The organism is Streptomyces sp. NPDC001852 (assembly GCF_042891825.1).
Classification (GTDB): Bacteria; Actinomycetota; Actinomycetes; order Streptomycetales; family Streptomycetaceae; genus Streptomyces.
Genome location: NZ_JBIATN010000024.1, coordinates 43,612 through 67,506 on the forward strand (window position 1 = coordinate 43,612; position 23,895 = coordinate 67,506).

A 23,895-nucleotide genomic window follows, 5' to 3' on the forward strand; every position below is an offset into this window, starting at 1 on the left:
AGAGCCCGGCCGAAGCCGGCGCAGGGTATGGCGCCCGGTCCGCGCGTCGCTGCGGGTGCACGCGGACCGGGGCCGATCGTGGGACCCCGGCGGGGTCAGGCGGTGGTGCTCAGTTCCTTCGGTTCCGACAGCGCGTCGGCGTGCGCGTCCATCCGCTCGGCCGCGAGGATCGCCGCCGCGGTGTCGGCGCGCGAGGCGGCGACCACGAGCGCACGCCCGGCGAGGGCGTGCGCGCGCCGGTGCAACGCCACGGGGTCGCCGGCGGCGGACGGCTTCGCCCGCAGCGGGGCGCGGCCTCCCCGGAGCCGGGCCACCTGCTCGGCGAGCCGCTCGGCGGAGGTCTCCAGGTCGGCCGACGGGTTCAGCCCGCGCAACTCGTCGGTCACGGCGAGCAGCGCGGCGAGGTGGCCGGCGAGCTGGATGTCCAACTCCTCCTCGCGCGACCGGTGGGGGAAGTCGGAGGCGGTGCCGGCCATCGTGCTGTGGACCGACTTGGTGCGGATCGGTTCGTACATGGGGATGGCCTCCTGTGCGCTGACAGGAAGCCATCCTAGCTTGGATTTCGTCTAAAGTTGAGTCGTGTCACGGTAAGGAGTCCCCAGGACCCTCTCCGCTACGGCTGGCTGTACCCGTCCAGGAAGTTCCCGATCCGGGTGATCGCGTCCCGGAGGTCGCCGACCGACGGCAGGGTCACCACCCGGAAGTGGTCCGGCTCGGGCCAGTTGAAGCCCGTGCCCTGGACGACCATGATCTTCTCCTGGCGCAGCAGGTCCAGGACCATCTGCCGGTCGTCCCTGATCTTGAAGGCCTGGGGGTCGAGCCGCGGGAAGAGGTACAGCGCGCCCCGGGGGCGGACGCAGCTGACGCCCGGGATCTGCGTCAGCAGTTCGTACGCCGTGTCCACCTGCTCCTTCAGTCGCCCGCCCGGCAGCACCAGGTCGTTGATCGACTGCCGTCCGCTGAGCGCGGCGACCACCCCGTGCTGTCCCGGCATGTTGGCGCACAGCCGCATGTTCGCCAGGATCGTCAGGCCCTCGATGTAGGAGTCGGCGTGGGCGCGCGGGCCGGAGATCGACATCCAGCCGACCCGGTAGCCGGCCACCCGGTACGCCTTCGACATGCCGTTGAAGGTGAGGGTGAGCAGGTCGGGGGCGATCTTCGCGGTCGGGCTGTGCGTGGCGCCGTCGTAGAGGATCTTGTCGTAGATCTCGTCCGAGCAGATCAGCAGGTTGTGCCGGCGGGCGATGTCCGTCAGGCCCTTGAGCACGGCCTCGTCGTAGACGGCACCCGTCGGGTTGTTCGGGTTGATGATGACGAGGGCCTTGGTGCGGTCGGTGACCTTGCGCTCGACGTCGGCGAGGTCGGGCATCCAGTCCGACTGCTCGTCGCAGCGGTAGTGCACCGCCGTACCGCCGGAGAGGGAGACGGCCGCCGTCCACAGCGGGTAGTCCGGGGCCGGTACGAGGACCTCGTCGCCGTCGTCGAGCAGGCCCTGCATCGCCATCACGATCAGCTCGGAGACGCCGTTGCCGATGAAGACGTGCTCGACGTCCGTCTCGATGCCGATGGTCTGGTTGTGCATGACGACGGCGCGGCGGGCGGCCAGCAGGCCCTTGGCGTCGCCGTAGCCGTGTGCGGTGGAGACGTTGCGGAGGATGTCCTCCAGGATCTCCGGGGGGCACTCGAAGCCGAAGGCGGCCGGGTTGCCGGTGTTGAGCTTGAGGATGCGGTGCCCCGCCGCCTCAAGCCGCATGGCCTCCTCGAGAACCGGGCCCCGGATCTCGTAACAGACGTTGGCGAGCTTGGTCGACTGGATCACCTGCATGTCGTGAGCTTACGGCCCGGTAATGCCTCTTGGGTCGTGTTTTCCGACACGTGAGACACATTGGTTTGTCCCGATATGCCCATCGGCTGTCCCGGCGGTCACTCGCGTCCCTAGAATGCGGTGCCGCCGGGCGTCGGGTCCGCACGGCGACGCGAGGGGCGGGGAGGCACACAGGGATGGGGACGGACGGCGGACACGGGCCGGACGGCGGCCGCATACCGGGTCCTGTGCCCCGGAACCGGCCGGACGCGGCTCACCCGCAGGCGGGCCGTGCGGCAGCGGACGCGCCCCCGCCGAATGTGTACCTTCCGCAGTCGGCCTCCGCTCCGGCGTACGACGAGTACGCCGACCCCGCGGCCGCCCACGGCTGGCAGGACGCCTATGACCGGGCCCGCGAGAACGGCCGGACCCGCGAGCTGCCCGCGGTCCCGGGGCCGGGCGAGCCGGACGTTCCCGCCGGGGGGCGCGCCGCGCGGCGGCGCCGGCAGCGGCGGCGAGCGGGCGGCCGGCGCCGTGTGGTGGTCGTCGCCGGGGTGCTGGGATTGGCCGGCACGGTCGGGGTGATCGCCGCTCTGGCGGGCGGCTCGGACGCTCCCGCCCCGGACGGGTCCGGTCCGGCCGTGGGCCGGTCCGTCACCGCGAGCCCCCGTACGGACACCGGCTCCCCGTCCGCGGGCGCGTCGACGGCCGCCGCCGGCTCCCCCGCGCCCTCGCCGTCGGGCTCGGCCTCCTCCCCGGACGTCCGGGCGTCCCGGCAGTCCCGGGGACCGTCGGGTGACGGCCGGACCGCCTCGGCGCCCGCTCCTGCCCCCACCACGTCCCGGGCGCCCGCGCCGACGGCGACCACGGCCGCCCCGACCACCTCCGAGCCCGGCTTCCCCGGCAGCCAGGGCCACGGCCACGGAGCCACCAAGCACCCGCACTGACCGCCGGACCTCGCCTTCACGCCAACTCCGGGTCATTCGGGGCCAGTTGTCGTGCCGAGCGCCCCACAGAGGGAAACCCCTACGACCTGACCCGGCTTCTTGTTCCCGCCCCTCTCGCGCGATGACAATGCGCATGACAATGTCATCAGAGGGGACCCCCACATGAACAAGCCTCTCCTTGCCGCACTCTCCTCCCTGGCCGTGGCCGGACTGGGCGCCACCCCCGCGGTCGCCGCGCCGCACACCGCCGAGCCCGCCGCCAAGCCCGCGGTGACCGTCAACTTCGCCGGAACCGTCGCGCTCAGCGACTGCTCCGGCTCCGTCATCCGTTTCCCCAACTCCGCCGACAGCGACCCGGCGCTCGTGCTCACCAACGGGCACTGCCTGGAGACCGGCTTCCCGGACCCCGGCCAGGTCATCACCGGCCAGTCCTCCAGCCGCACCTTCGGTCTGCTGAACGCCTCCGGCAGCAGGGTCGCCACCCTCCGCGCCAACCAGGTCGTCTACTCGACCATGACGGACACGGACGTCACGATCTACCGGCTGACCACCACCTACGCCCAGATCAAGAGCGCGTACGGGATCAGCCCGCTCACCGTGAACGACACCCACCCCACCGTCGGCACCGCCGTCAAGGTCGTCTCCGGCTACTGGAAGCGCACCTACAGCTGCAGCATCGACGGCTTCGTCTACCGGCTGAAGGAGGGCGACTGGACCTGGAAGGACTCGGTCCGCTACACCTCCTCCTGCAACACCATCGGCGGCACCTCGGGCTCCCCGGTCATCGACACCAGCACCGGCAAGGTCGTCGCCGTCAACAACACCGGCAACGAGGACGGCGAGACCTGCACGGTGAACAACCCGTGCGAGGTGGACGAGAACGGCAACGTCACCATCCACCAGGGCATCAACTACGCCGAGGAGACCTACCAGATCCCCGCCTGCTTCACCACGGGCAACAAGCTGGACCTGAGCGCGGCCGGCTGCGTCCTGCCCAAGCCGTAACGGTCACAGGGGCGTACGGCGGACGGACCGGCCCGCGAGCACGTCCGTCCGCTTCCCGTCCTCGATGACGAACCGGCCGTCGACCAGGACGTGCGGGATGCCGGTCGGCAGCGTGCGGGGCGCGGCGTACGTCGCGCCGGGCGCCACCGTGTCCGGGTCGAACAGCACCAGGTCGGCCCGGTACCCCTCGCGCACCAGCCCCCGGTCCGGCAGCCGCAGCCGGGCCGCGGGCCGGGACGTGAGATGGGCGACGCACTCCTCAAGGGAGAGGATCCCCAACTCGCGCACGTAGTGGCCGAGATAGCGCGGGAAGGTGCCGTAGGCGCGCGGGTGCGGCTTGTCGCCGCGCAGGATGCCGTCCGAGCCGCCGGTGTGGGTGCGGTGCCGCATGATCGTGCGGACGTTGTCCTCGTGGCCGACGTGCTGGAGGATCGTCGTACCGAGGCGGTCCTCGACCAGCAGCCGGCGGGCGGTGTCCCAGGGCGCCTCGCCACGCCGTGCGGCCGCCTCCCGGACGGTACGGCCCACATGCTCCCCGAGCGCCGGGTCGGTGACCCCGGAGATCTCGATCGTCTCCCACTCCACGGGCACCCCGTGGCAGCCGTCCGAGCCCGTCACCTCCAGGTCGTGCCGGATCCGCGCGGCCGTCGCCGGGTCGGTGAGCCGCGCCAGGATCTCCTCCGGGCCGCCCTCGCTCGCCCAGCCCGGCAGCAGCGCGGCCAGGGTGGTGCAGCCGGGGGTGTAGGGATAGGTGTCGAGGGTGATGTCCGCGCCGGCGTCCAGTGCCCGGTCCAGCAGGGCCAGCAGCTCCGGCGCCCGGCCCTCGTTCACGCCGAAGTTCATCGTCGCGTGGGCCAGGTGCAGCGGACAGCCGGCCTCCCGCGCCAGGGCGACCATCTCGGCGTACGCCTCCAGCGCGCCGGCGCCGTAGGAGCGGTGGTGCGGGCAGTAGTAGCCGCCGTACGACGCCACCACCCGGCACAGCTCGGTCAGTTCGGCGTCCGGCGCGTACATGCCGGGCGTGTACGTCAGCCCGGAGGACAGCCCGACCGCGCCCTGCTCCAGCCCCTGCGCGACCAACTCCCGCATCCGGTCCAGCTCTTCGGGCGTGGCCGCGCGGTCCTCCCAGCCCACGACGAGCGCGCGGACCGTGCCCTGGGGGATGAGACAGGCCGCGTTCACGGCGATCCCGCGGTCCAGCCGGTCGAGGTACTCACCCATCGACCGCCAGTCGAAGTCGATGTCGTCGCCGTACCCGTTCCACCCGGTGATCGCCCGCCGCACCTCCTGAAGCGTGCGGTCGTCGACGGGCGCGTACGACAGCCCGTCCTGCCCGAGGACCTCCAGCGTGACCCCCTGCGCGGCCTTCGCGCTGTGGTCGGGGTCGCGCAGCAGGGCGAGGTCGGAGTGGGCGTGCATGTCGATGAAGCCGGGGGAGAGGACCAGGCCCTCCGCGTCCAGCTCCCGCATGGCGCGCGGGCGCTGGCAGCCGGCCGCGGCGGCCTCCTTGACGATTCCGGCGATCCGGCCGCCGTCGATCACCACGTCGGCCCGGTACGACGGTTCGCCGCTGCCGTCGACGACGTCGGCGTCCCGGATGACGAGTTGCTCCACGGCCGGCGCCTCCCGCGGGTCTAGAAGAACGTACGGATGTACTCGACGACCGTCCCGTCGGCCTCGGCCACCGGGATCAGCTGCCACTTGTCGAACGACGTGCACGGATGGGACAGACCGAGGCCGATCCAGTCACCGGCCTCGACGTCCGCGCCGGGTTCCGTGCGCAGCCACAGATGCTGGTCGGACAGGGCGGTCACCTCGATGCCGGTCGCCGGGTGCTCGGTGCCGTTCCGGCGTACCACGTGAGCCACCGGCAGGTCGAGGTCGTAGGCGGCGTCCCGCTTGCCCGCGTTGACGAACGCCTCCGTGGCGGAGGGCCGGGAGATCACCTGCGCCCACAGCCGGAACGCGGGCTCCAGGGCACCCTCCCCGGGCACCCGGTTGAACGGCGTCAGCCTGCTGTAGTGCACGTCGTCGTGCGTGACGTACGCGCCGGAGCGCAGCAGCTTCAGGACAGGGCGGGACAACTCGGGTGCGGCGGCGAAGACGTCGGCGACCGCGTCGAACCACTCGCTGCCGCCGGCGCTGATCACGATCTCGTCGGCGCCTGCGAGCCGCCCGGCCTTGTCGAGCTCCACGGCGAGCGCGACCAGCCGGCCCAGCCACTCGCGCACCCGCTCCGGGGAGGCGTCCGGCACCTGGGCCTCGTACCCCGCCACACCGACGAGCCGCAGCGTGCGCGCACCGGCCACCGCCTCGGCGACGGCCAGGGCCTCCGCCTCCGTGCGCACGCCGGTACGGGCCCCGGCGCCCGCGCCCAGCTCGATCACGACATCGACCGGTCGGGCGCAGTCCTTCAGGGCGGCGTCCATCAGCTCGACGCCGCGCACCGAGTCGACGTAGCAGACGAACCGGAAGGCGGGGTCGGCGGCGAGTTCGGCGGCGACCCACCGCAGTGCCGGGGCGTCGACCAGCTCGTTGGCGAGGAAGACCCGCTGGATGCCGAAGGCCCGGGCGACGCGCACCTGGTGGGGCACCGCCAGGGTGATGCCCCAGGCGCCGTGCTCGATCTGGCGGTGGAAGAGCTGCGGGGCCATGGAGGTCTTGCCGTGCGGGGCGAAGGCGAGGCCGTGCCGGGCGGTGTACGTCTCCATGACCGCCAGGTTGTGCGCGAGCCGCTCGGCGGAGAGGACGAGGAGGGGAGTGGTGAAGCCGCCGGTTCCGGCGTCTTCCGCGAAGAGGTTGCGGCGCTGGGCGGTCAGTTCGCCGACGGTGAGGCCGTCGGCGTCCGGCGGGAGGCCCTTGAAGCGGTGGTCGACGCGTTCCTCGGCCAGCCGGGCGAGCGCTTCACTGCTGCTCATGGAGCCCCTCTCTCGGGCGTTGCATTCTCTGCAATGGTCATTGCGTGGATTGCTGCTTGGTGTCTAGCATCTCGCCGACACCGGGTCAACGGAGCCGCTGCCCGGGCATCGAACAGGAGCCATCATCAAGGACGCTGCTTACGCCGTGAAGGGTTCGGCCATGAATGCCGTGGACGTGGTGGCGCTCGGCGAGTCCATGGTCACCTTCCTGCCCGGCGGGCCGGGCCGCCTCGCGGACGTGCCCTCCTTCGACCGCGCGATCGGCGGTGCCGAGTCCAACGTGGCCTGCGTGCTGGCCGCCGCCGGGCACACCGCCCGCTGGGTCGGCCGGGTCGGCGCGGACGGCTTCGGCGACCACCTGGTGGAGCGCATCGCCGGGTACGGCGTCGACGTCTCGTCCGTCTCCCGGGACCCGGACCGCCCGACCGGCGTCTACTTCCGTACGGCCGGCGACCGGGGCACGGGTGCGCACGAGGTGGCGTACTACCGGGCGGGTTCGGCGGCCTCGGCGATGTCGCCGGCCACCGTGGACCTGACGGCGGTACGGGCGGGCCGCGTCCTGCACCTGACCGGCATCACGGCAGCGCTGTCCGACGAGTGCCGGGCCCTGATGCACACCCTGACGGCACCCCGCCCGGGGCGCCCTCTCCTCTCCTTCGACGTCAACCACCGCCCGGCCCTGTGGCGGCATCCCGACGGCCCCCTGGCACTGCTGGACCTGGCCCGCCGAGCGGACATCGTCTTCGTCGGCGAGGACGAGGCGGCAGAGGCCTGGGGCGTCACCGGCGGCCCGGAGGCGATCCGAGCGGCACTTCCGGAGCCGCGGGTGCTGGTGGTGAAGCAGGGGGAGAAGGGGGCGACAGCGTTCGAACACCCCGATCCCGCGGGCGGTGACGCCGCTGGGGCGGCGGCGGAGGGTGCACAGCTCCCTGGGTTGACCGTGGGCGGTCGTGCTGGGGTGGGTGCCGTCCCGGAGCGAGGCGGTGTCCCGGCAGTGCCGGGTGACGTGACCGGCCGACGGTCCACTGCGGCGCCCGCCTTCGAACCGGCGTTGGAAGTGGACGTCGTGGCGACCACCGGGGCCGGAGACGCGTTCGCCGCCGGTTTTCTCTCCGGGACGCTCCGCGGCCTCCCCCCGAGGGCCCGCCTGCGGCTCGGTCACCTGTTCGCCGCGGCGACCCTCACCACCCCCGGCGATCTGGCCGCGCCGCCCACCCGGGACCACGCCGACCGCCTGACCGCTCTGGACGACACCGCATGGGGGAGACTTCGACTCGCCCCCGGCTGGACGCAGGCCGAGCGGGCCACGGAGGAGGCGAACACCCCATGAGTCAGACCGTAGACCGCGCCCTGAGCATCCTGCCGCTCCTCGCCGAGGGCCCGGCGGACCTCGGCCAGGTGGCCGACCGCCTGGGCGTGCACAAGTCCACGGCCCTCCGCCTCCTGCGCACCCTGCACGAACACGGCCTGGTCTACCGCCAGTCCGACCAGCGCTACCGCCTCGGCGCCCGCCTCTTCGCCCTCGCCCAGGAGGCGATGGAGAACCTCGACATCCGCGAGATCGCCCACCCCCATCTCGTACGGCTGAACGAGGCCTGCGGGCACACCGTGCACCTCGCCGTGTACGAGGAGGGCGAGGTCCTCTACATCGACAAGGTGGACAGCCGCTACCCGGTCCGCATGTACTCGCGGATCGGCAAACCCGTCGCCATCACCGTCGCGGCCGTGGCCAAACTCCTCCTCGCCGACCTGCCCGAACCCGAGCGCCGCGCCCTCGCGGACAAGCTCGACTACCCCCTGTACACGCCCCGTTCGACCCCCAACGCCCCCGCGTTCCTACGGGAGTTGGAGAAGGTGCGCGAACAGGGCTGGGCCACCGACCTCGGTGGCCACGAGGAGTCCATCAACTGCGTCGCCGCCCCCGTCCGCGGCGCCGACGGCCGCGTGGTCGCCGCGATGTCGGTGTCCGCGCCGAACGTGGTCGTCACCGCCGAGGAACTCCTCACCCTGCTCCCGCAGGTCCGCCGTACCGCGGACGCGATCAGCGGGGAGTACTCCGGAAGAACGCCAGTAAGGGACCCCGAATGACGGACAAGATCGCGCTCACCCCGAAGACCCACACCACCCCGCCCGCCCGGTTCTCCCACGGCGTGAAGAAGGGCAACATCCTCCAGGTCGCCGGCCAGGTCGGCTTCCTGCCCGCCGAGGAGGGCAAGCCCCCGACGCCGGCCGGTCCCACCCTGCGCGAGCAGACCCTCCAGACCCTCGCCAACGTCAAGGCGATCCTCGAAGAGGGCGGCGCGAGCTGGGACGACGTGATGATGATCCGCGTCTACCTGACCGACGTCGACCACTTCGCCGAGATGAACGAGATCTACAACGCGTACTTCGAGGAGCAGGGCCTCACCCAGCCGCCCGCCGCCCGGACCACGGTCTACGTCGGACTCCCGGCCGGCCTCCTCATCGAGATCGACGCGCTCGCCGTACTCGGCTGAGCGTCTGACGGTCCCTCACCTCCCGCACGCCCTCTCCCGGTACGACGGCCCCCACCCCCGGGCCGCCGTACCGCGATCCCCCCTGCCCGAAAGCACCATGTACTTACCCAGAGGACCCCCGTATGTCCGTTGTTTCCGTGGCTGCGGCCGCGCCCGCCGCCCCACCCCACACCGGAGGCCTGCTCCTCCTCCTCGACGGCACCCCCGGCCTCCTCACGGTCGCGGCCCTCGGCATAGCCCTGCTGCTCTTCCTGATCATCAAGGTCCGGCTGCAGCCCTACGTGGCCCTCCTGGCCGTCTCCATAGCCGTGGGCCTGCTGGCCGGCCTGTCGGTCACCGAGCTCTTCGGCACGGTCCAGCGCTCCGACGCCGTCTCCACCATCGAGTCCGGCATGGGCGGCATCCTCGGCCACGTCGCGATCATCATCGGCCTGGGCACCATGCTCGGTGCGATTCTGGAGGCCAGCGGCGGCGCGGAGGTGCTGGCCGCCCGCCTGCTGGCCCTGTTCGGCGAGCGGCGCGCGCCCCTGGCCATGGGCCTGACCGGCCTTGTCTTCGGCATCCCGGTCTTCTTCGACGTGGGTATCTTCGTCCTGGCCCCGCTCGTCTACGCGGCGGCGAAGCGTGGCGGCAGGTCGATCCTCCTCTACTGCCTTCCCCTGCTGGCCGGCCTCTCCATGACCCACGCCTTCCTGCCCCCGCACCCCGGTCCGGTCGCCGCCGCAGGCCTCCTGCACGTCCAGCTCGGCTGGGTCATCCTCATGGGCATCGTCTGCGGCATCCCGGCCGTGCTCGCCGCCTGGGCGTACTCCGCCTGGATCGGACAGCGGATCTTCGTCGCCGTTCCGCAGGACATGGCCGAGGCGGCCCAGGAGGCGAAGCGGGCGGTCGCGGCCGAACAGCGCGCCCAGGGAGTGGCACCCCAGGAGCGTCCGGTCCCGCTCGCCACGGTCCTGGCCATCATCGGCACGCCCCTGGTCCTCATCCTCGCGGCCACCTTCTCCTCGATCGCCCTGGACCCGTCCCCAACCCGCTCGGTCCTGGAGTTCTTCGGCCACCCGTTCGTGGCCCTGACCATCGCGTTGCTGATGGCCTACCACCTGCTGGGCATCCGCCGAGGCTGGTCCCGCAAGTCCCTGGAGGCGGTGTCCACTTCCTCGCTCAAGCCGGTCGGCAATATCCTGCTGGTGGTCGGTGCGGGCGGGGTCTTCGGCGCCGTACTGAAGGCGAGCGGCGTGGCCCAGGCCCTGTCGGACACGTTCCACGGCGTGGGCCTGCCGGTGATCGTGCTGTCGTACCTGATCTCACTGGTCCTGCGGATGGCGCAGGGCTCGGCGACGGTGGCGATCGTGACGACGGCGGGCATCGTGGCGCCCCTGCTCTCGGAGGGCCACCACTCCCAGGCCTTCGTGGCCCTGGTCATCATGGCGATCTCCGCAGGCTCCATCTTCGCCTCGCACGTCAACGACGGTGGCTTCTGGATGGTGGCCAAGTACTTCGGCATCAGCGAACGGGACACCCTGCGCACCTGGACGGTGCTGGAGTCGGTGCTGTCGGTGGCGGGGTTCGCGGTGGCGGCGGTGGTCGGTTTGTTCGTGTGAACGTGACGTGAGTGATACCGGGGATGAGCGGGCTGACTGGTTCCGGCACAGGGAAGTCGTCCATACTGCCGCCGTGGAGCAGCGCATAGGAGCGAGCAGCAAGCCGTCCGGGGCCGAGCCGTTGAAGGCCGAGCCCGTGACGGGCGCCGGTTTCGACCCGGCGTTCATCCCCGGGATCACGGCCCCGGCGTCGGCGAGGCCGGACGAGCCGGAGCCGCGGGACGCGGAGCCGCCGGCGGAGTCGGCAGAGCCGGAGGACTCGAAGGCGCCCGAGGAGACATCGGAGACCGGCGAGACCCCGGAGACCGACGCGAGCATGGACGACGACGGCCCCGAGGACGGCCCGGTCTTCGAGGCCTCCGACCGCCGGGCGAAGATCGTGGCCGACCGCAAGGGCGTCCGCCTCCGCCTGGACGAGGAGTCCTGCGAGTTCCGCTGGGACGAGATCGCGGCGGTGGAGACGGAGATCCCCCGCTTCGGCAAGCGCTACACGATCACCGTCCACACACCGGAGCGCCGCTGGTATCCCATCGAGATCGAGGCGACGTCGAAGTCCCTCTTCAAGGAGTGGGACGAGCAGCTGGACGCGGTGCTGGACGCGTACTTCGAGGACGCCGAGGAGTCCCCTTCAGAGAGTCGATGAAGGGGACGAAGGCTCCGGCCGGGAAGGTGAGGGTGGCTCTGGCCGGGGTTTTGGAGTCGCGGATGGCTATGTGGGTACGGCGGTCGGCGACTTCCACGCAGGCGTTGCCGTCGCCGCCACCGGAGTAGGACGACTTCCGCCAATGGTCGAGGTTGGCCATGTGCGCCTCACAGTTCCTTCGCCAGTCTGTGGATGAAGTCACGCGACCGGGCGGGGTCGAGTGACACTGCCTCCACTCTATGGAAATGTGTTCGGAAGACGCTCAGCTGTGCTTCGGAGTCGATGAAGACCGTGCCGTGAGGGCCGTCGCGTACGACTGTGTCCAGTTTCGGCACGGCTCCGGCCGCGTAGACCATGGCGGCGCCCAGGTCGGCGAAATGTTCCAGGTCGAAGGGGAGTACGCGCACGGTGATGTGGTCTGCTTCTGAAAGCTCCAAGATGCGAGCAAGCTGAGTCCGCGAGGAGGCACGGCTGCTCACCATCATGCGGAGCGCTGCCTCGTGGACTACGGCAACGTATGGGACGGGTGGCGCCTTCTCCAAGATGACGCGCCTCTGCATGCGATGCTGCACCCGCAGCTCCAGCTCCTCTTCGGGGAGTTCGGGAACGCGTGAGGCGAAGAGTGCTCGCGCATAGTCTTGTGTCTGAAGCAAGCCGGGCACATGTAGGAATTCCACGTCCCATCGGCGGGCGGCGTAGTACTCCAGCTCCGACAAGTCCAGGAACGACGTGGGTAGACGGCCTTGGTACTCCTCCCACCAGCCGCGCATTCGATCGGACGTCATCGCCGCAAGGGCATCGACCAACTCCTGGTCTGTGCAGGCGTAGTGCGCGGCAATTCTGCGAAGGCGGGCCTCGCTGACCCCCGCGAGGCCCGCCTCTACCTGGCTGATCTGTGCGGAGTCTGTTCCCAATAGCGCGGCAGCCTCACGTCCCTTGAGTCCCGCCGCTTCGCGCAGTTTCCGCAGCTCAGTACCCAAGCGCTCCTGGCGCGCAGTGGCCTGCCGCCTGCGTGGCATGCCATCCTCCTCTGCCTCAACTGCCCCAAAGGAACGACTCGTTCGAGGGTTAGATTAGGGCAGCGACTTGCGCGGGACCAAATTTGACCCCTACCGTCGGTGACGCAGCGCACACCCAGCGGAAGCACACCGCTCCGTCCTGCCACGGCGGCCGCGGCAATGCCACCGCGTGCGAACTCCCCTCAGCGACTGGAGTCGATGACGCATGCCCGAAAACGAGCCCATCGAGACCTGGGACTACACGCTCTACATCCCGAACGACCTCAGAGCCGTGACCGTGTGCCGCCGCACCCTGCGTCTGATCCTGACACTGCACGGTCTGATCGGCCTGGTGGACACGGCGGAGCTGCTGGCGACGGAGTTGGTGTCCAACGCCGTACGCCACACCAAGGGACCGGCCGCGCTCAGGGTCCGCCGAACCCCGGAGGGCACCGTGTGGATCGGGGCGTGGGACAGCGACCCGGCGCCGCCGGATCCGCCGCGTCCACTGGAACAGGTGGGGGAGCTGGAGGACGGGCGGGGGGCTGGGGCTGGTGGAGGCCTGCGCGGAGTACTGGGGGTGGCAGCCGGCGGCCAGGTTCGGGGACCGCGGCAAGTGCGTGTGGTGCGAGCTGGGGGCCGCGTGACGATGGTCCCCTCGTGACCAGGGCGGACAGTCCGCCGGGGCCCCTGCGAACCGCCGTGGTCCATGCCGTAACTTGACTCCACTCGGGGCCGTCCGGCCCCCTCGGAAAGGCGACGACTTCGTGGACTCGTCCTCCTCGCACAGACCCCGTCCGGGACGTGCCGTCACCGCGACGGCAGCGCTCGGCCTGCTGATAACGGCTGCGGGGATCGTCCAGCCGACCGCGGCGCTGGCCGCGACGCAGGACACACCCCCGGCTGCTCCGACCGACCTGAGCACCTCCCCGGCCACCTCCTGCCAGGGCGACACCCTCGTGGGCGACGGTGACGTCACCCTGTACGCGAAGGTCTCGGACCCCGACGGCGGCACTCTGGGCGTCGACTTCCGCCTGTCGCCGCACGGAAGCGAATCCGGTGACGCGATCGCCGAGACGGACCCGGCGAAGCTGACCGCTCAATCCGGCAGCACGGCCGTCTACGTCATCCCGAAGGCCACTCTGGAGTCGGCGGCAGGCGGTTCCGTCACCGAGTTCGACTGGAAGGTCCGGGCCACCGACTTCCACCGCACCGGCGCCTGGTCGACCATCTGCCACTTCTCCTTCGACCCGACGCGCCCGGGTACGCCCGTGATCGCCCAGCCCGGGGCGTCCACCGTCGGGCAGCCGTTGAGCATCGCCGTCACCGCGCCCGGTGGCGGGACCGTACCGAGCCGTTACCAGTATCAGTTCAACGGAGGCGCCCCGGCCACCGTGACCGCTGACACCACCGGCAATGCCACCATCACGGTCACCCCGACCAGCCGCACCAACACGCTCTCGGTCACCGGCATGTCCGCAGGAGGCAACTTCGGCGGGACGGCGACCATTTCCTTCAACTCGGCCGCGCCCTCGACCGATCAAACCGACGGCGACCTGACCGGCGACGGCATCCCCGACCTGCTCACCGTCGGCGCCCAGAACGGACTTCCCCCGGGGCTGTGGCTGGCCCCCGGTACTGGTGATGGGCACGCCAGTACCTCACCGGCCGACATCGGCGTCAACGGCAACGGCTTGAACACCAACGGCTCGCCTGCGGACTTCGACGGCTCAGCGGTCGTCACCGGGCGCTTCACCGGCGGCACCGAACAGGACGTGCTGGTCTACTACCCCGGTGGCAACGACGCGGGCGGCGGCGTGATCATCAAGGGCAACGGAGACGGCTCGCCGCTCAACCCGGTCGGCGGGAACGCCGTCAGCGTCCCGGCCGGTGCGTTCCAGGACATCAACGGTGACAATCCCGTCCAGCTCTCCAACGCCGGAAACACCTCCGGCGGCAACACCGGGTTCCCCGACCTCATAGGCGTCTCCGGCGACAGCGTCAACGGTTACGCCCTCAACCTCTACCCGAGCAGCGCCGGCGCCGGCAACTACCAGTTCCCCGTCGCGCTCAACGCCAGCACGCCCGACGGCACCGCGGACTGGAACAACTGGGCTCTCGCCACCATGCAGCTGCCTGCCGCGGATGGTGGGAGCAGCACCGCGATGTTCCTGTGGAAGAAGTCCACCGGCGAACTCGACCTGTGGAAGAACCTGGCCGCCGACCCGAACACCGGCCATCTCACGTACACCGCATATCCGGTCGCCACCGGGTGGAACACCGGAGCCGCACTGACCCTGCAGGCCGCCGACGCCAACCGCGACGGCGTACCCGACCTGTGGGCCGTTTCCGCGGGCGGAACGGTCACGGCCAACCTGGTCACCAACCTGTCCAGCACCGCCCCGGCCACTCTGACGCGCGTCACCGAGACCCTCACCGCCAACTGACCGTCCACCTGCGTCGACATGCAGCAACGCCCGGGTCCTTCCCAGGGCCCGGGCGTCGTCACCTCACCAGAGGGATCTCGGGTCACGGCAGTGCGTGCATATGCGCCCCCACCGCACTCGACCACGCGTTCCCCGCCGAGGCGTCCCAGTTCGTCGACCAGGTCATCGCGCCCCGCAGGTCGGGATAGGTCCTGGACGGCTTGAAGGAGCCGCAGTTGGTGCCGGCGGTCAGGCAGTCCAGGGCGTTGTCGACCACGGACGGCGAGACGTAGCCGCTGCCCGCCGCGCTCGTCGACGCGGGGAGGCCCAGGCCGACCTGGGACGGGGCGAGGCCGCCCTGGAGCTGGATGCAGGCCAGGGCCGTCAGGAAGTCCACGGACCCCTGGCTGTACACCTTGCCGTCGCAGCCCAGCATGGAACCGCTGTTGTAGTACTGCATGTTGACGACCGTGAGGATGTCCTTCACGTTCAGGGCCGTCTGGAAGTACGCGTTCGACGTCGACTGCATGTCGATCGTCTGCGGGGCCATCGTGAGGATCAGGGACGAGCCGGCCTTCGCGGACAGGGCGCGCAGCGCCTGGGACATGTACGTCGCGTCGAGGCCGTTCTCCAGGTCGATGTCGACGCCGTCGAAGCCGTACGTCTGCATGAGGGAGTAGACGGAGTTCGCGAAGTTCGCCGCCGACGTCGAGTCGCTCACCGAGACCGTGCCGTTCTGGCCGCCGATCGAGATGACGACCTTCTTGCCGGCCGCCTGCTTGGCCCTGATGTCCGCCTTGAACTGGTCCACCGTGTAGCCGCCCAGACCGGACGAGTCCAGGTTGAAGGTCACGGCACCCGGCGTCGACGTGGCGTCCGCGAAGGCCACCGCGATGATGTCGTACGACGACGGCACCTCCGCGAGTTTCTGGACCGTCGCGCCGTTGTTGAAGTTCTGCCAGTAGCCGGTCACCGCGTGCTTGGGCAGGGAGCCACCGCCACCGCCACTGCTGCCTCCGGAGGTCGTCGTGGCCGTCACCGAAGCGGACTTCGCCGACTCGCCCGCCGCGTTCGTCGCCGTCACCTGGAAGGAGTACGAGGTCGACGGCGTCAGGCCCGTCACCGTGGCCGACGTTCCCGTCACCGCCGTCACCTTCGTGCCGTCGCGGTAGACGTTGTAGCCCGTCGCGCCCGACACCGGGGACCAGGACAGGGAGACCGAGGAGGAGGCCGTGCCCGAGACCGTCAGGCCGGTGGGGGCCGAGGGGACCGTGGGCGTCGGGGTTCCGCCTCCGCCTCCGTCGGGGCCGTACACCGAGACGTCGTCGGCGTAGTAGGCGGCCTGGCCGTACCAGCCGTGCGTGTAGATCGTGACCGACGTCGTCGACGCGCCTGTCGTGAACGTCGTCGACAGCTGCTTCCAGGCGGAGGTGTCCGGCGTCCACGTGGACACGTCCGTCGTGCCCGTGCCCGTCACGCCCAGGTAGGAGTAGCCGCCCTGCACCCACGCGCTCAGCGTGTACGTCGAGTCGGGCTGGACCGCGACCGTCTGCGTGCACTGGGCGTCGTCCTGCCCGGCCGGGGTCGCCTTCAGGGCGGAGGAGCCGGAGTGCACCGGGGAGGAGACCGTCGTGCCGCTGCCGGCCGTGCACGTCCAGCCGGACAGGCCCGACTCGAAGCCCGCGTTCCTCACGTTGTTCACGTCCGCCGCGGAGGCGGGGCCGGCGGCCGCGGTGAGGCCTGCCACGGAGAGGGCCAGCGCCGTGGCGGCGGACCACAGGGTGATTCGCCGTCCGCGGGGTCTGGGTATGCCTGGTGCATGGTCCACTGGGGCCTCCGGTGGGGAAGTGGCGTCGGAGAGGGAGCCGTTGAGGGAGGGGGAGATGCGGTGGCCACCGTTGGGCATACAAGTTGGTCCAGACCAATCCGGGGTGTCAAGAGGTCCAGACCAAAACCGATTCCGGGTCATGGCTCAAGCTGTCCGTATTTGGCCGGAGTTGTACCTGGAGAGTTCCACGCGAGCTTCACAAACGCTGTTCTCCGGTCATACGGCCGTGGATACAGTGCTCACGTAGTCACGCAGTGAAGTCGTCCCGGCGCACGGGAGTTACCTCCGTGGGCCGGCGGGTGTGAAGAGCGGGGAGCTGCGCGTGCCAACTGCCATTGCCGTGACCAGTGCCGACATGGCACTGCCGGCACAGGACGAACGGACCATGCCGGCCGTCGTGCTCGGCGGCCTCGACCAGCGGCCCCTGGAGCACGCGCTCACCGAACTGCACACCCTGACCGAGCAGTACGGATACCTGGTCGTCGTCTGCTCGACCGCCACGCCGGAGCGTGTCGTACGGCGGCTGCACACCCTGCGCTCGCTGCTGGAGAGCGACCGCATCGCCCTGTTCCGGCCCGCGCTTCCGCCCCTCGGCATCGCCGTGCTCGCCCGGCAGCTGCGGCAACTGGCCTCCTGCGATCTCAGTCCGGGCGTGCTCGCCTCCGCCGGGCGGCTGCTCACCCACTACATCCACGCCGGGGCCGTGCTCGGCTCGGTCGCCAGGCTGGACCGGGTGCCGGTCGGGCTGAAGGCGCACGCCAAGTCCTGGGTCCCCGGCAGCCAGTTCGCCGTACTCGCGCATCCCGAGCCGCAGCTGGAGCGCGTGGCGCCCGGTGTCACCCTCAAGGGGCCCGAGTTCAACACCTGGATGCTCGTCGCCAGGGGACAACTGCAGGGTGACTGGGTCGCCGGGCTCGCCGGGCAGTGGAGTGTGCACGGGCTGCGCGAGGTCCCGCTGCCCGCCGAGTCCCCCGTGTGGTGGGGGACGGCCCGCATGACCGAGTTCTGCAGCTACCTCGCCGATCTGTCCGTCCTGTACCAACTGGTCACGTCGGTACGGCAGACCGCCTGTCACTGGTGCGGCCTGGACGTCATCGGCGACCGCTGTGTCTTCTGCTCCGCCACCCCGCCCGCCTACGAACCCGAAGCCCCCCGCGCCCTGGAACAGCGCACGCCCGCCTGACCCGCCCCGCACGTCCCCAGCCCGCTCGACCGATTCCCCCAATGAGGTTGCACGGTTCATGAACTCCCGTCAGCGCCGCGGCGTGATACTCCTGATCCTGTCGGTCCTGTGCGCTCTCGGCGCGTTCGCCGGCGTGCTCTCCGTCGTCCACGACGTCGATTCCAAGGTCGGGCCGGAGGTCACCGCCTATCGGGTGCGGTCCGACGTGAAGCCGTACACCACCCTGGACGCGGGCCAGTTCGAGAAGATCGAGATGCCCCGGCGGTGGCTGTCCGGCAACGCGGTCACGGACCTGCGGCAGATCCAGGGCAAGATCGCGGTCACCACCCTGCGCAAGGGCTCCCTGCTCCAGACCGACATGGTCGTCGACCAGCCCGCCCTCCAGCCCGGACAGCAGGAGGTCGCGATCATGATCGACGCGGCGACCGGTGTGGCGGGGAAGATCACCCCGGGATCGCACGTCAACGTGTACGCCACCTTCGCCGGAAAGAAGGAAGGCGACCCGGACCAGTCGAAGATCATCGTCACCGACGCCCGGGTCCTCGACGTCGGCCAGATCACCGCCCTCGACCCGGACCAGAGCAAGAACCAGCAGCAGCCCAGTGAGGCCGTCCCCATCACCTTCGCGCTGTCCACCCTCGACGCCCAGCGCATCACCTACGCCGAGTCCTTCGCCCAGCGCGTCCGGCTCGCCCTGGTGGCGCCCGGCGGCGAGACCAGCGTCCCGGACAGGGACCGCACCTACGAACTCGCGACGGACAAGTGAGAGGCGGCCCGCATGCCTACCAGGATCCTCCCGGCGGGAGCCGACCCGGACGCCGTACGCTCCCTCATCACCCTGCTCAGCCAGCTCCCCGACGCCGAACCACAGCCACCGGTCGTCGACTCCACCCAGCTGGTCGACACCCTCGCCCGGCTCGCCGCCGAGTCCGTGGACGAACTCCCGGAAGTCGTCGTCGTCCACGAGCGGATCGGCCCGGTCCCGGCCCTGGAACTGATCCGCGAGGTCGCGCTCCGCTTCCCCGCCGTCGGCGTCATCCTCGTCACCACCGATGCCGGCCCCGGTCTGTTCTCCGCCGCCATGGACTCCGGCGCCCGCGGCCTGGTCGCGCTCCCGCTGTCGTACGAGGAGCTCGCCAGCCGGGTCCAGGCGGTCGCCCAGTGGTCGACGGGGGTACGGCGTCATCTCGGCCACGGCGCCTCCGACATGTTCGGCGGGGTCGGCGGTACGGTCGTCACGGTCAGCGGCGCCAAGGGCGGCACCGGCGCGACGCTGACGGCGATCCAGCTGGCCCTCGCCGCACAGGCCTCCGGCCGGGCCACGGCCCTGGTCGACCTCGACCTCCAGACCGGGGACATCGCCTCCTACCTGGACATCCAGTTCCGGCGGTCCGTGGTCGACCTCGCCGCCATCACGGACATCTCGCCCCGCGTCCTCGCCGACGCCGTCTTCCGCCACGACACCGGCCTCGTCCTGCTCCTCGCCCCCGCCGAGGGCGAACGCGGCGAGGAGGTCACCGACCGCGCCGCCCGCCAGATCGTCAGCGCCCTGCGCTCCCGCTACGAGGTGGTCGTCGTCGACTGCGGCGCCCAGCTGAGCGGTGCGGGCGCCGCGGTGGTGGAGATGGCCGACCTCGCGCTGCTGGTCACCACGCCGGACGTCATCGCCGTCCGCGCCGCCAAACGGACCGTACGGATGTGGGACCGGCTGCAGATCCGCAAGGCCGAGGAGACGACGGTGGTCGTCAACCGGCACTCGCGCAGCACGGAGATCCAGCCCGCGCTCGTGCAGCGCATCACCGGGACCGCGGTGGCGCGCACGGCCATTCCCGCCAACTTCAAGGAACTTCAGGCCGTTGTGGACGCCGGCCGGGCCCATGAGCTCGACAGCAGGAGCACGGTGAAGCAGGCGCTGTGGGGGCTCGCGGGGGAGCTGGGGCTGGTGCGTGCGGCCGAGACGGCTGCGGGGCATCGGGGGAGCGGGCGTGGTCCGGGCGGGTTCCGGCGGCGGAAGGAGTGAGCGGGCCATGAGGAGGCCGGGTGGGGACCGGGGGCAGGTGAGCATCGAGTTCCTGGGCATGACTCCGCTGATCGTTCTGACGTTGGTGCTGGTGTGGCAGGCCGTGCTCGTGGGGTACACCTTCACGCTGGCCGGGAATGCTGCGGACGAGGCGGTGCGGGCGGGGACGGCGGCGGCGCCGGGTGGTGCACGGCAGGCGGCCTGCTCGGCGGCGGGGCTGAAGGACCTGTCGGCGGCGTGGAGGGGGAGTGCCAAAGTGACCTGCAGCCCGAGTGGCTATGTGACGGCCGACGTCGAGCTGCACGTCCCCGTCCTCTTCCCCGGCCTGATCGACTTCCCTGCCACGGTGACCGGCCACGCCGGTGCCGTCGAGGAGGTGAAGCACTGAGATGTCGTACCGGTGTGGAAGAGACCGGGGGCAGGTGGCCATCGAGTACCTGGGGTTCATCCCGGTCCTCCTGATCGTGGCCATGGCCGGCATCCAGATCGGAGCCGTCGCCTATGCCGCCGAGCAGGCCAGTACGGCGGCCCGGGCGGGGGCGCGGGCGGCTTCTCTGGAGCAGGACGCCCAGCAGGCGTGCTCCCGAGCCGTCAGCGGCCCCCTCACCGTGACGTGCGGCCGGACCGGGGGTGGGGACGGCACGGTCACCGTCACCGCCAGGGTGAGGATCCCGCACATCGTCTGGGACTTCGGCGACGCCACCAAGTCCGCCACCATGCCGCTCGACCACTAGGCGAGGAGATGCCGACATGAGCCTGCGGGCACGCATCAGCACTCCGGAGGAGCACGGCAGCCGGGGCGAGGACGGGCATCTGGTCGCCTCCTACCGGGCCAAGCTGCTGGAGGAGATCGACCTCGCGGAGATGAGTTCGCTCGCGGCGGCCGAGCGCCGGGCGCGCCTGGAGCGGGTGCTCGGGCACATCATCAGCCGTGAGGGCCCGGTGCTGTCCACGGTGGAGCGCGCGCAGCTGATCCGCCGGGTGGTGGACGAGGCACTGGGCCTCGGAATCCTGGAGCCCCTCCTCGAAGACGCCTCGATCACCGAGATCATGGTGAACGGCCCCGACGCGATCTTCGTCGAACGCGGCGGCCGCGTCGAGCAGTTGCCCCTGCGGTTCGTCTCGGCGGACCAGCTGATGCAGACCATCGAACGGATCGTGTCCACCGTCAACCGCCGTGTCGACGAGTCGAACCCGATGGTGGACGCCCGCCTGCCCTCCGGCGAGCGCGTCAACGTCATCATCCCGCCCCTGTCCCTCACCGGGCCGATCCTCACCATCCGCCGCTTCCCGCGCTCCTTCACCCTCCAGGAACTGATCTCCTTCGGCTCGCTGGACGAGCACATGGTGTATCTGCTGGCCGGGCTGGTGCAGGCGAAGTTCAACATCATCGTCTCCGGCGCCACGGGCACGGGAAAGACGACCCTGCTGAACGCGCTGTCGGGCCTGATCCCGTCCCACGAGCGCATCATCACCATCGAGGACTCCGCCGAGCTCCAGCTCCAGCAGACGCATGTGGTCCGGCTGGAGGCGCGGCCGCCGAACGTCGAGGGCAAGGGCCAGGTCACCATCCGCGACCTGGTCCGCAACTCCCTGCGCATGCGCCCGGACCGGATCGTGGTCGGTGAGGTCCGCGGCGGCGAGTCCCTGGACATGCTCCAGGCGATGTCGACGGGCCACGACGGATCGCTGGCGACGGTGCACGCGAACAGTGCCGAGGACGCCCTGACCCGGCTGCAGACCCTCGCCTCCATGTCCGACGTCGAGGTGCCCTTCGTGGCCCTGCACGACCAGATCAACAGCGCGGTCGACGTCATCGTCCAGCTCACCCGGTTCGCCGACGGCGCCCGCCGGATCACCGAGATCGCCCTCCTCGACAGCCACGGCGGCGAGCCGTACCGGCTCGCGACCGTGGCCCGGTTCGACGCCCGGCCCATGACCCCCGACGGGCGCGTGTACGGCAGCTTCCAGTACTTCCCGCTGCCCCGCCGCACCGCCGACCGCCTCTACATGGCGAGCCAGCCCGTCCCGCAGGCCTTCGGAGTCGCCCACTCCGTGGACCAGCTCGCCACCCGAGAAGCCAGGTAGGCCCCATGGAACTCCACACCCTCGTCCAGCTCACCACCGGTGTGACGCTGCTGACCTGCGTCCTGGCGGTGGCCGGCGTGCACGCCTACGCCTCGGGCCGGGCCCAGCGCGACGCGCTCGTGGACCGCCTCACCCACACCGGCCCGGCCCCGGCGACCGGCCGCACGCGCCGCTTCCGCGACCTGGACCGGCGACTGCGCCGCACCCGCCTGGGCCGCCGGCTGGAGCTGCGCCTGGCGGCGACCGGCCTGGACGTCACCCCGGGCGAGTTCTTCGTCTACATGCTCGCCACCGTCGCCGCGCTCTGGCTGATCGGCCAGGCCACCCTGGCCCCCTTCTTCGGCCCGCTCGCTGGCCTGCTCGGCATCGGGGCGGCGGTCCAGTTCCTCAACTGGCAGCGCCAGAAACGCATCGAGCGCTTCATCAACCAACTCCCCGAACTCGCCCGCATCCTGGCCAACGCCACCCAGGCGGGCCTCGCCCTGCGCACCGCGATCGGCATGGCGGCCGAGGAGCTGGAGGCCCCGGCGGGCGAGGAACTGGCCAAGGTCTCGGACCAGTTGGCCATCGGCCACTCCCTCGACGACGCGCTCGGCGAGCTGGCCGACCGCCTCCCCTCCCGCGAACTGGTCGTCCTGGTCACCACCCTGGTCCTGTCGAACCGCGCGGGCGGCCAGGTGGTCTCGGCCCTGCGGAACCTGACCGAGACCCTGGAGGAACGCAAGGAGACCCGGCGTGAGATCCGCACCCAGCTGAGTCAGGTGACGATGACGTCGTACGCCGTCCCCGTCCTGGGCGTCGGCGCGCTCTTCCTGATGAACGGCGTCAAGGACGGCGCGCTGGCCCGCATGACCGGCTCACCCGTCGGCCAGGCCTGTGTACTGATCGCCTTCGCGATGTACGCGGTCGGATTCGTCCTCATCCGGCGCCTGAGCCGGATCGACGTGTGAGGGGGGCGGTCCGGTGATCGGATTCCTGCTCGCCCTGCTGATGGGCCTCGGCGTCTGGGGTGCCTTCGCGGGCATCCGGATGTACCGGGCGGACGCGAAACTCCCCGGTGACCTGGCGGTGGCCCTGGAGGTCGGCGCCACCCGCACCGGCGCGGTCGGCTCGGTCATCGACCGGATGGGCATGCGCTACGCCCCGGCCGTGCTGCGCCTCATGGGCCCGCGCCTGGTGGCCAAGTACCGCCGCAAGATCGACCTCGCCGGCAACCCCGGCGGCCTGACCATCGACCGCTACGCGGCCCGGCGGGCGGTGTACGGCGCGCTCGGCGGCGTGGGATGCCTGGTGTTCTTGTTCCGGGGGCAGTGGTTCGTAGCTCTGTTGCTTCTGCTGTTCGGCGCGTTCTGGACGGAGGTCGGCATCTGGTCGGCGATCCGGGTCCGCAAGGACGTCATCGAGCGCACGCTGCCCGACTTCCTGGACGTGCTGGCGGTCGTGGTCAGCGCGGGGCTGGGCTTCCGCCAGGCCCTCGACCGCGTCGCCTCCCGCTACGAGGGCCCCTGGGCGGACGAACTGCGCATCACCCTGCGCCAGATGGACCTGGGCATAAGCCGCCGCCAGGCCTTCGCGGAGCTTCGTCGGCGCAACGACTCCGAACAGGTGGCGATGTTCGTGACGGCACTGCAGCAGGGGGAGGAACTGGGCGCGCCCATCGTCGACACGCTGGTCTCCCTGGCGAAGGACATGCGCCGCACCGACGCCCAGAACGCCCGCCGCAAGGCCGCCCGCGCGGTGCCGAAGGCCACGCTGATGATCACCACGTTCATGGTCCCGGCCACGATGCTGCTGCTGGGCGCCGGCCTGATCCTCGGCTCCGGCGTGGACTTCGGCTCACTCACGGGGAAGTGAGCGGGCGTGACGGTGACGGGGCTGACGGGGCGCGGGGGAGGGACGCTCCTCGGCGGCAGGGTGAGGGAAGTCCTCGGCCGGCTCC

23 protein-coding genes and 1 pseudogene are annotated in these 23,895 nt (G+C 70.9%); 17 read left to right on the forward strand and 7 right to left on the reverse strand.

Annotated features, from left to right (window positions below; genetic code table 11):
- Positions 1 to 95 precede the first annotated feature (95 nt).
- Complete coding sequence (locus ACFYZB_RS32985) at positions 96 to 515, reverse strand: hypothetical protein (RefSeq protein ID WP_388764775.1); 420 nt, start codon at positions 513 to 515, stop codon at positions 96 to 98.
- A 98-nt stretch (positions 516 to 613) separates the two neighbouring features.
- Positions 614 to 1,825: a pyridoxal phosphate-dependent aminotransferase gene (locus ACFYZB_RS32990; RefSeq protein WP_388764776.1), complete on the reverse strand. Its 1,212-nt coding sequence runs from the start codon at positions 1,823 to 1,825 to the stop codon at positions 614 to 616.
- A 176-nt stretch (positions 1,826 to 2,001) separates the two neighbouring features.
- Between ACFYZB_RS32990 and ACFYZB_RS32995 the strand changes: the two genes are divergently transcribed.
- Both ACFYZB_RS32995 and ACFYZB_RS33000 read left to right on the forward strand, forming a co-directional pair.
- Entirely contained in the window at positions 2,002 to 2,751 is a 750-nt protein-coding gene (locus ACFYZB_RS32995; protein WP_388764779.1) for a hypothetical protein, read from the forward strand.
- Between the two features lie 162 nt (positions 2,752 to 2,913).
- The gene (locus ACFYZB_RS33000; protein WP_388764780.1) at positions 2,914 to 3,756 is read left to right on the forward strand and encodes a trypsin-like serine peptidase; all 843 of its coding nucleotides are present in this window, start codon (positions 2,914 to 2,916) and stop codon (positions 3,754 to 3,756) included.
- A gap of 3 nt (positions 3,757 to 3,759) precedes the next feature.
- On the opposite strand, the gene ACFYZB_RS33005 is transcribed toward ACFYZB_RS33000, so the two are convergent.
- Together ACFYZB_RS33005 and ACFYZB_RS33010 are read right to left on the reverse strand one after the other, a co-directional pair.
- Positions 3,760 to 5,370 (reverse strand): D-aminoacylase, encoded by a 1,611-nt coding sequence (locus tag ACFYZB_RS33005; RefSeq protein ID WP_351209145.1) that lies wholly within the window; start codon positions 5,368 to 5,370, stop codon positions 3,760 to 3,762.
- Between the two features lie 20 nt (positions 5,371 to 5,390).
- Complete coding sequence (locus tag ACFYZB_RS33010) at positions 5,391 to 6,674, reverse strand: alanine racemase (protein ID WP_388764782.1); 1,284 nt, start codon at positions 6,672 to 6,674, stop codon at positions 5,391 to 5,393.
- A 160-nt stretch (positions 6,675 to 6,834) separates the two neighbouring features.
- Between ACFYZB_RS33010 and ACFYZB_RS33015 the strand changes: the two genes are divergently transcribed.
- From ACFYZB_RS33015 to ACFYZB_RS33035, 5 genes are all read left to right on the forward strand, one after another.
- Positions 6,835 to 8,004 (forward strand): sugar kinase, encoded by a 1,170-nt coding sequence (locus tag ACFYZB_RS33015; RefSeq protein WP_388764785.1) that lies wholly within the window; start codon positions 6,835 to 6,837, stop codon positions 8,002 to 8,004.
- The gene (locus ACFYZB_RS33020; RefSeq protein WP_388764786.1) at positions 8,001 to 8,762 is read left to right on the forward strand and encodes an IclR family transcriptional regulator; all 762 of its coding nucleotides are present in this window, start codon (positions 8,001 to 8,003) and stop codon (positions 8,760 to 8,762) included. The genes ACFYZB_RS33015 and ACFYZB_RS33020 overlap by 4 nt, the downstream gene beginning before the upstream one ends.
- Positions 8,759 to 9,169, forward strand: coding sequence for a RidA family protein (locus ACFYZB_RS33025; protein WP_388764787.1), 411 nt, complete (start codon positions 8,759 to 8,761; stop codon positions 9,167 to 9,169). Before ACFYZB_RS33020 ends, ACFYZB_RS33025 begins: the two co-directional genes overlap by 4 nt.
- A 122-nt stretch (positions 9,170 to 9,291) precedes the next feature.
- Positions 9,292 to 10,770 carry a GntP family permease gene (locus tag ACFYZB_RS33030; protein ID WP_388764789.1) on the forward strand — a complete coding sequence of 493 codons (1,479 nt, stop codon included), beginning with the start codon at positions 9,292 to 9,294 and terminating at the stop codon, positions 10,768 to 10,770.
- 73 nt (positions 10,771 to 10,843) lie between these two features.
- A complete protein-coding gene (locus ACFYZB_RS33035; protein ID WP_388764790.1) occupies positions 10,844 to 11,413 on the forward strand; it encodes a hypothetical protein in 570 nt (189 codons plus the stop codon).
- Here the strand turns inward: ACFYZB_RS33035 and ACFYZB_RS33040 are convergent.
- The gene (locus tag ACFYZB_RS33040; protein ID WP_388764792.1) at positions 11,331 to 11,573 is read right to left on the reverse strand and encodes a DUF397 domain-containing protein; all 243 of its coding nucleotides are present in this window, start codon (positions 11,571 to 11,573) and stop codon (positions 11,331 to 11,333) included. The two genes, ACFYZB_RS33035 and ACFYZB_RS33040, sit on opposite strands and share 83 nt — an antisense overlap.
- Positions 11,574 to 11,580: 7 nt before the next feature.
- Positions 11,581 to 12,432 carry a helix-turn-helix domain-containing protein gene (locus ACFYZB_RS33045; RefSeq protein ID WP_388764794.1) on the reverse strand — a complete coding sequence of 284 codons (852 nt, stop codon included), beginning with the start codon at positions 12,430 to 12,432 and terminating at the stop codon, positions 11,581 to 11,583.
- A 205-nt stretch (positions 12,433 to 12,637) separates the two neighbouring features.
- Here ACFYZB_RS33045 and ACFYZB_RS33050 point away from each other — a divergent pair.
- Positions 12,638 to 13,058: pseudogene (locus ACFYZB_RS33050) on the forward strand (ATP-binding protein).
- A gap of 120 nt (positions 13,059 to 13,178) precedes the next feature.
- Positions 13,179 to 14,858 (forward strand): hypothetical protein, encoded by a 1,680-nt coding sequence (locus ACFYZB_RS33055; protein WP_388764795.1) that lies wholly within the window; start codon positions 13,179 to 13,181, stop codon positions 14,856 to 14,858.
- An 82-nt stretch (positions 14,859 to 14,940) separates the two neighbouring features.
- Here ACFYZB_RS33055 and ACFYZB_RS33060 read toward each other — a convergent pair whose 3' ends face one another.
- Positions 14,941 to 16,665 (reverse strand): chitinase, encoded by a 1,725-nt coding sequence (locus tag ACFYZB_RS33060; protein ID WP_388764797.1) that lies wholly within the window; start codon positions 16,663 to 16,665, stop codon positions 14,941 to 14,943.
- Positions 16,666 to 16,966: 301 nt separating this feature from the next.
- Between ACFYZB_RS33060 and ACFYZB_RS33065 the strand changes: the two genes are divergently transcribed.
- From ACFYZB_RS33065 to ACFYZB_RS33100, 8 genes are read left to right on the forward strand one after another with little or no spacing between them, the layout of a single operon-like run.
- The gene (locus ACFYZB_RS33065) at positions 16,967 to 17,848 is read left to right on the forward strand and encodes a hypothetical protein (RefSeq protein ID WP_388764799.1); all 882 of its coding nucleotides are present in this window, start codon (positions 16,967 to 16,969) and stop codon (positions 17,846 to 17,848) included.
- A gap of 58 nt (positions 17,849 to 17,906) precedes the next feature.
- Positions 17,907 to 18,614, forward strand: a complete 708-nt coding sequence (gene cpaB / locus ACFYZB_RS33070; RefSeq protein WP_388764801.1) for a Flp pilus assembly protein CpaB — start codon at positions 17,907 to 17,909, stop codon at positions 18,612 to 18,614.
- A 12-nt stretch (positions 18,615 to 18,626) separates the two neighbouring features.
- Positions 18,627 to 19,868: a CpaE family protein gene (locus ACFYZB_RS33075; RefSeq protein ID WP_388764803.1), complete on the forward strand. Its 1,242-nt coding sequence runs from the start codon at positions 18,627 to 18,629 to the stop codon at positions 19,866 to 19,868.
- 7 nt (positions 19,869 to 19,875) lie between these two features.
- Positions 19,876 to 20,256, forward strand: coding sequence for a TadE/TadG family type IV pilus assembly protein (locus tag ACFYZB_RS33080; protein WP_388764805.1), 381 nt, complete (start codon positions 19,876 to 19,878; stop codon positions 20,254 to 20,256).
- A gap of 1 nt (position 20,257) precedes the next feature.
- Entirely contained in the window at positions 20,258 to 20,602 is a 345-nt protein-coding gene (locus ACFYZB_RS33085; RefSeq protein ID WP_388764807.1) for a TadE/TadG family type IV pilus assembly protein, read from the forward strand.
- 16 nt (positions 20,603 to 20,618) lie between these two features.
- On the forward strand, positions 20,619 to 21,956 hold the full coding sequence (locus ACFYZB_RS33090; protein WP_388764809.1) for a CpaF family protein: 1,338 nt from the start codon (positions 20,619 to 20,621) through the stop codon (positions 21,954 to 21,956).
- A 5-nt stretch (positions 21,957 to 21,961) separates the two neighbouring features.
- On the forward strand, positions 21,962 to 22,906 hold the full coding sequence (locus ACFYZB_RS33095; RefSeq protein ID WP_388764811.1) for a type II secretion system F family protein: 945 nt from the start codon (positions 21,962 to 21,964) through the stop codon (positions 22,904 to 22,906).
- A gap of 16 nt (positions 22,907 to 22,922) precedes the next feature.
- A complete protein-coding gene (locus tag ACFYZB_RS33100; protein WP_388764931.1) occupies positions 22,923 to 23,810 on the forward strand; it encodes a DUF5936 domain-containing protein in 888 nt (295 codons plus the stop codon).
- The last annotated feature ends 85 nt before the right edge of the window (positions 23,811 to 23,895 follow it).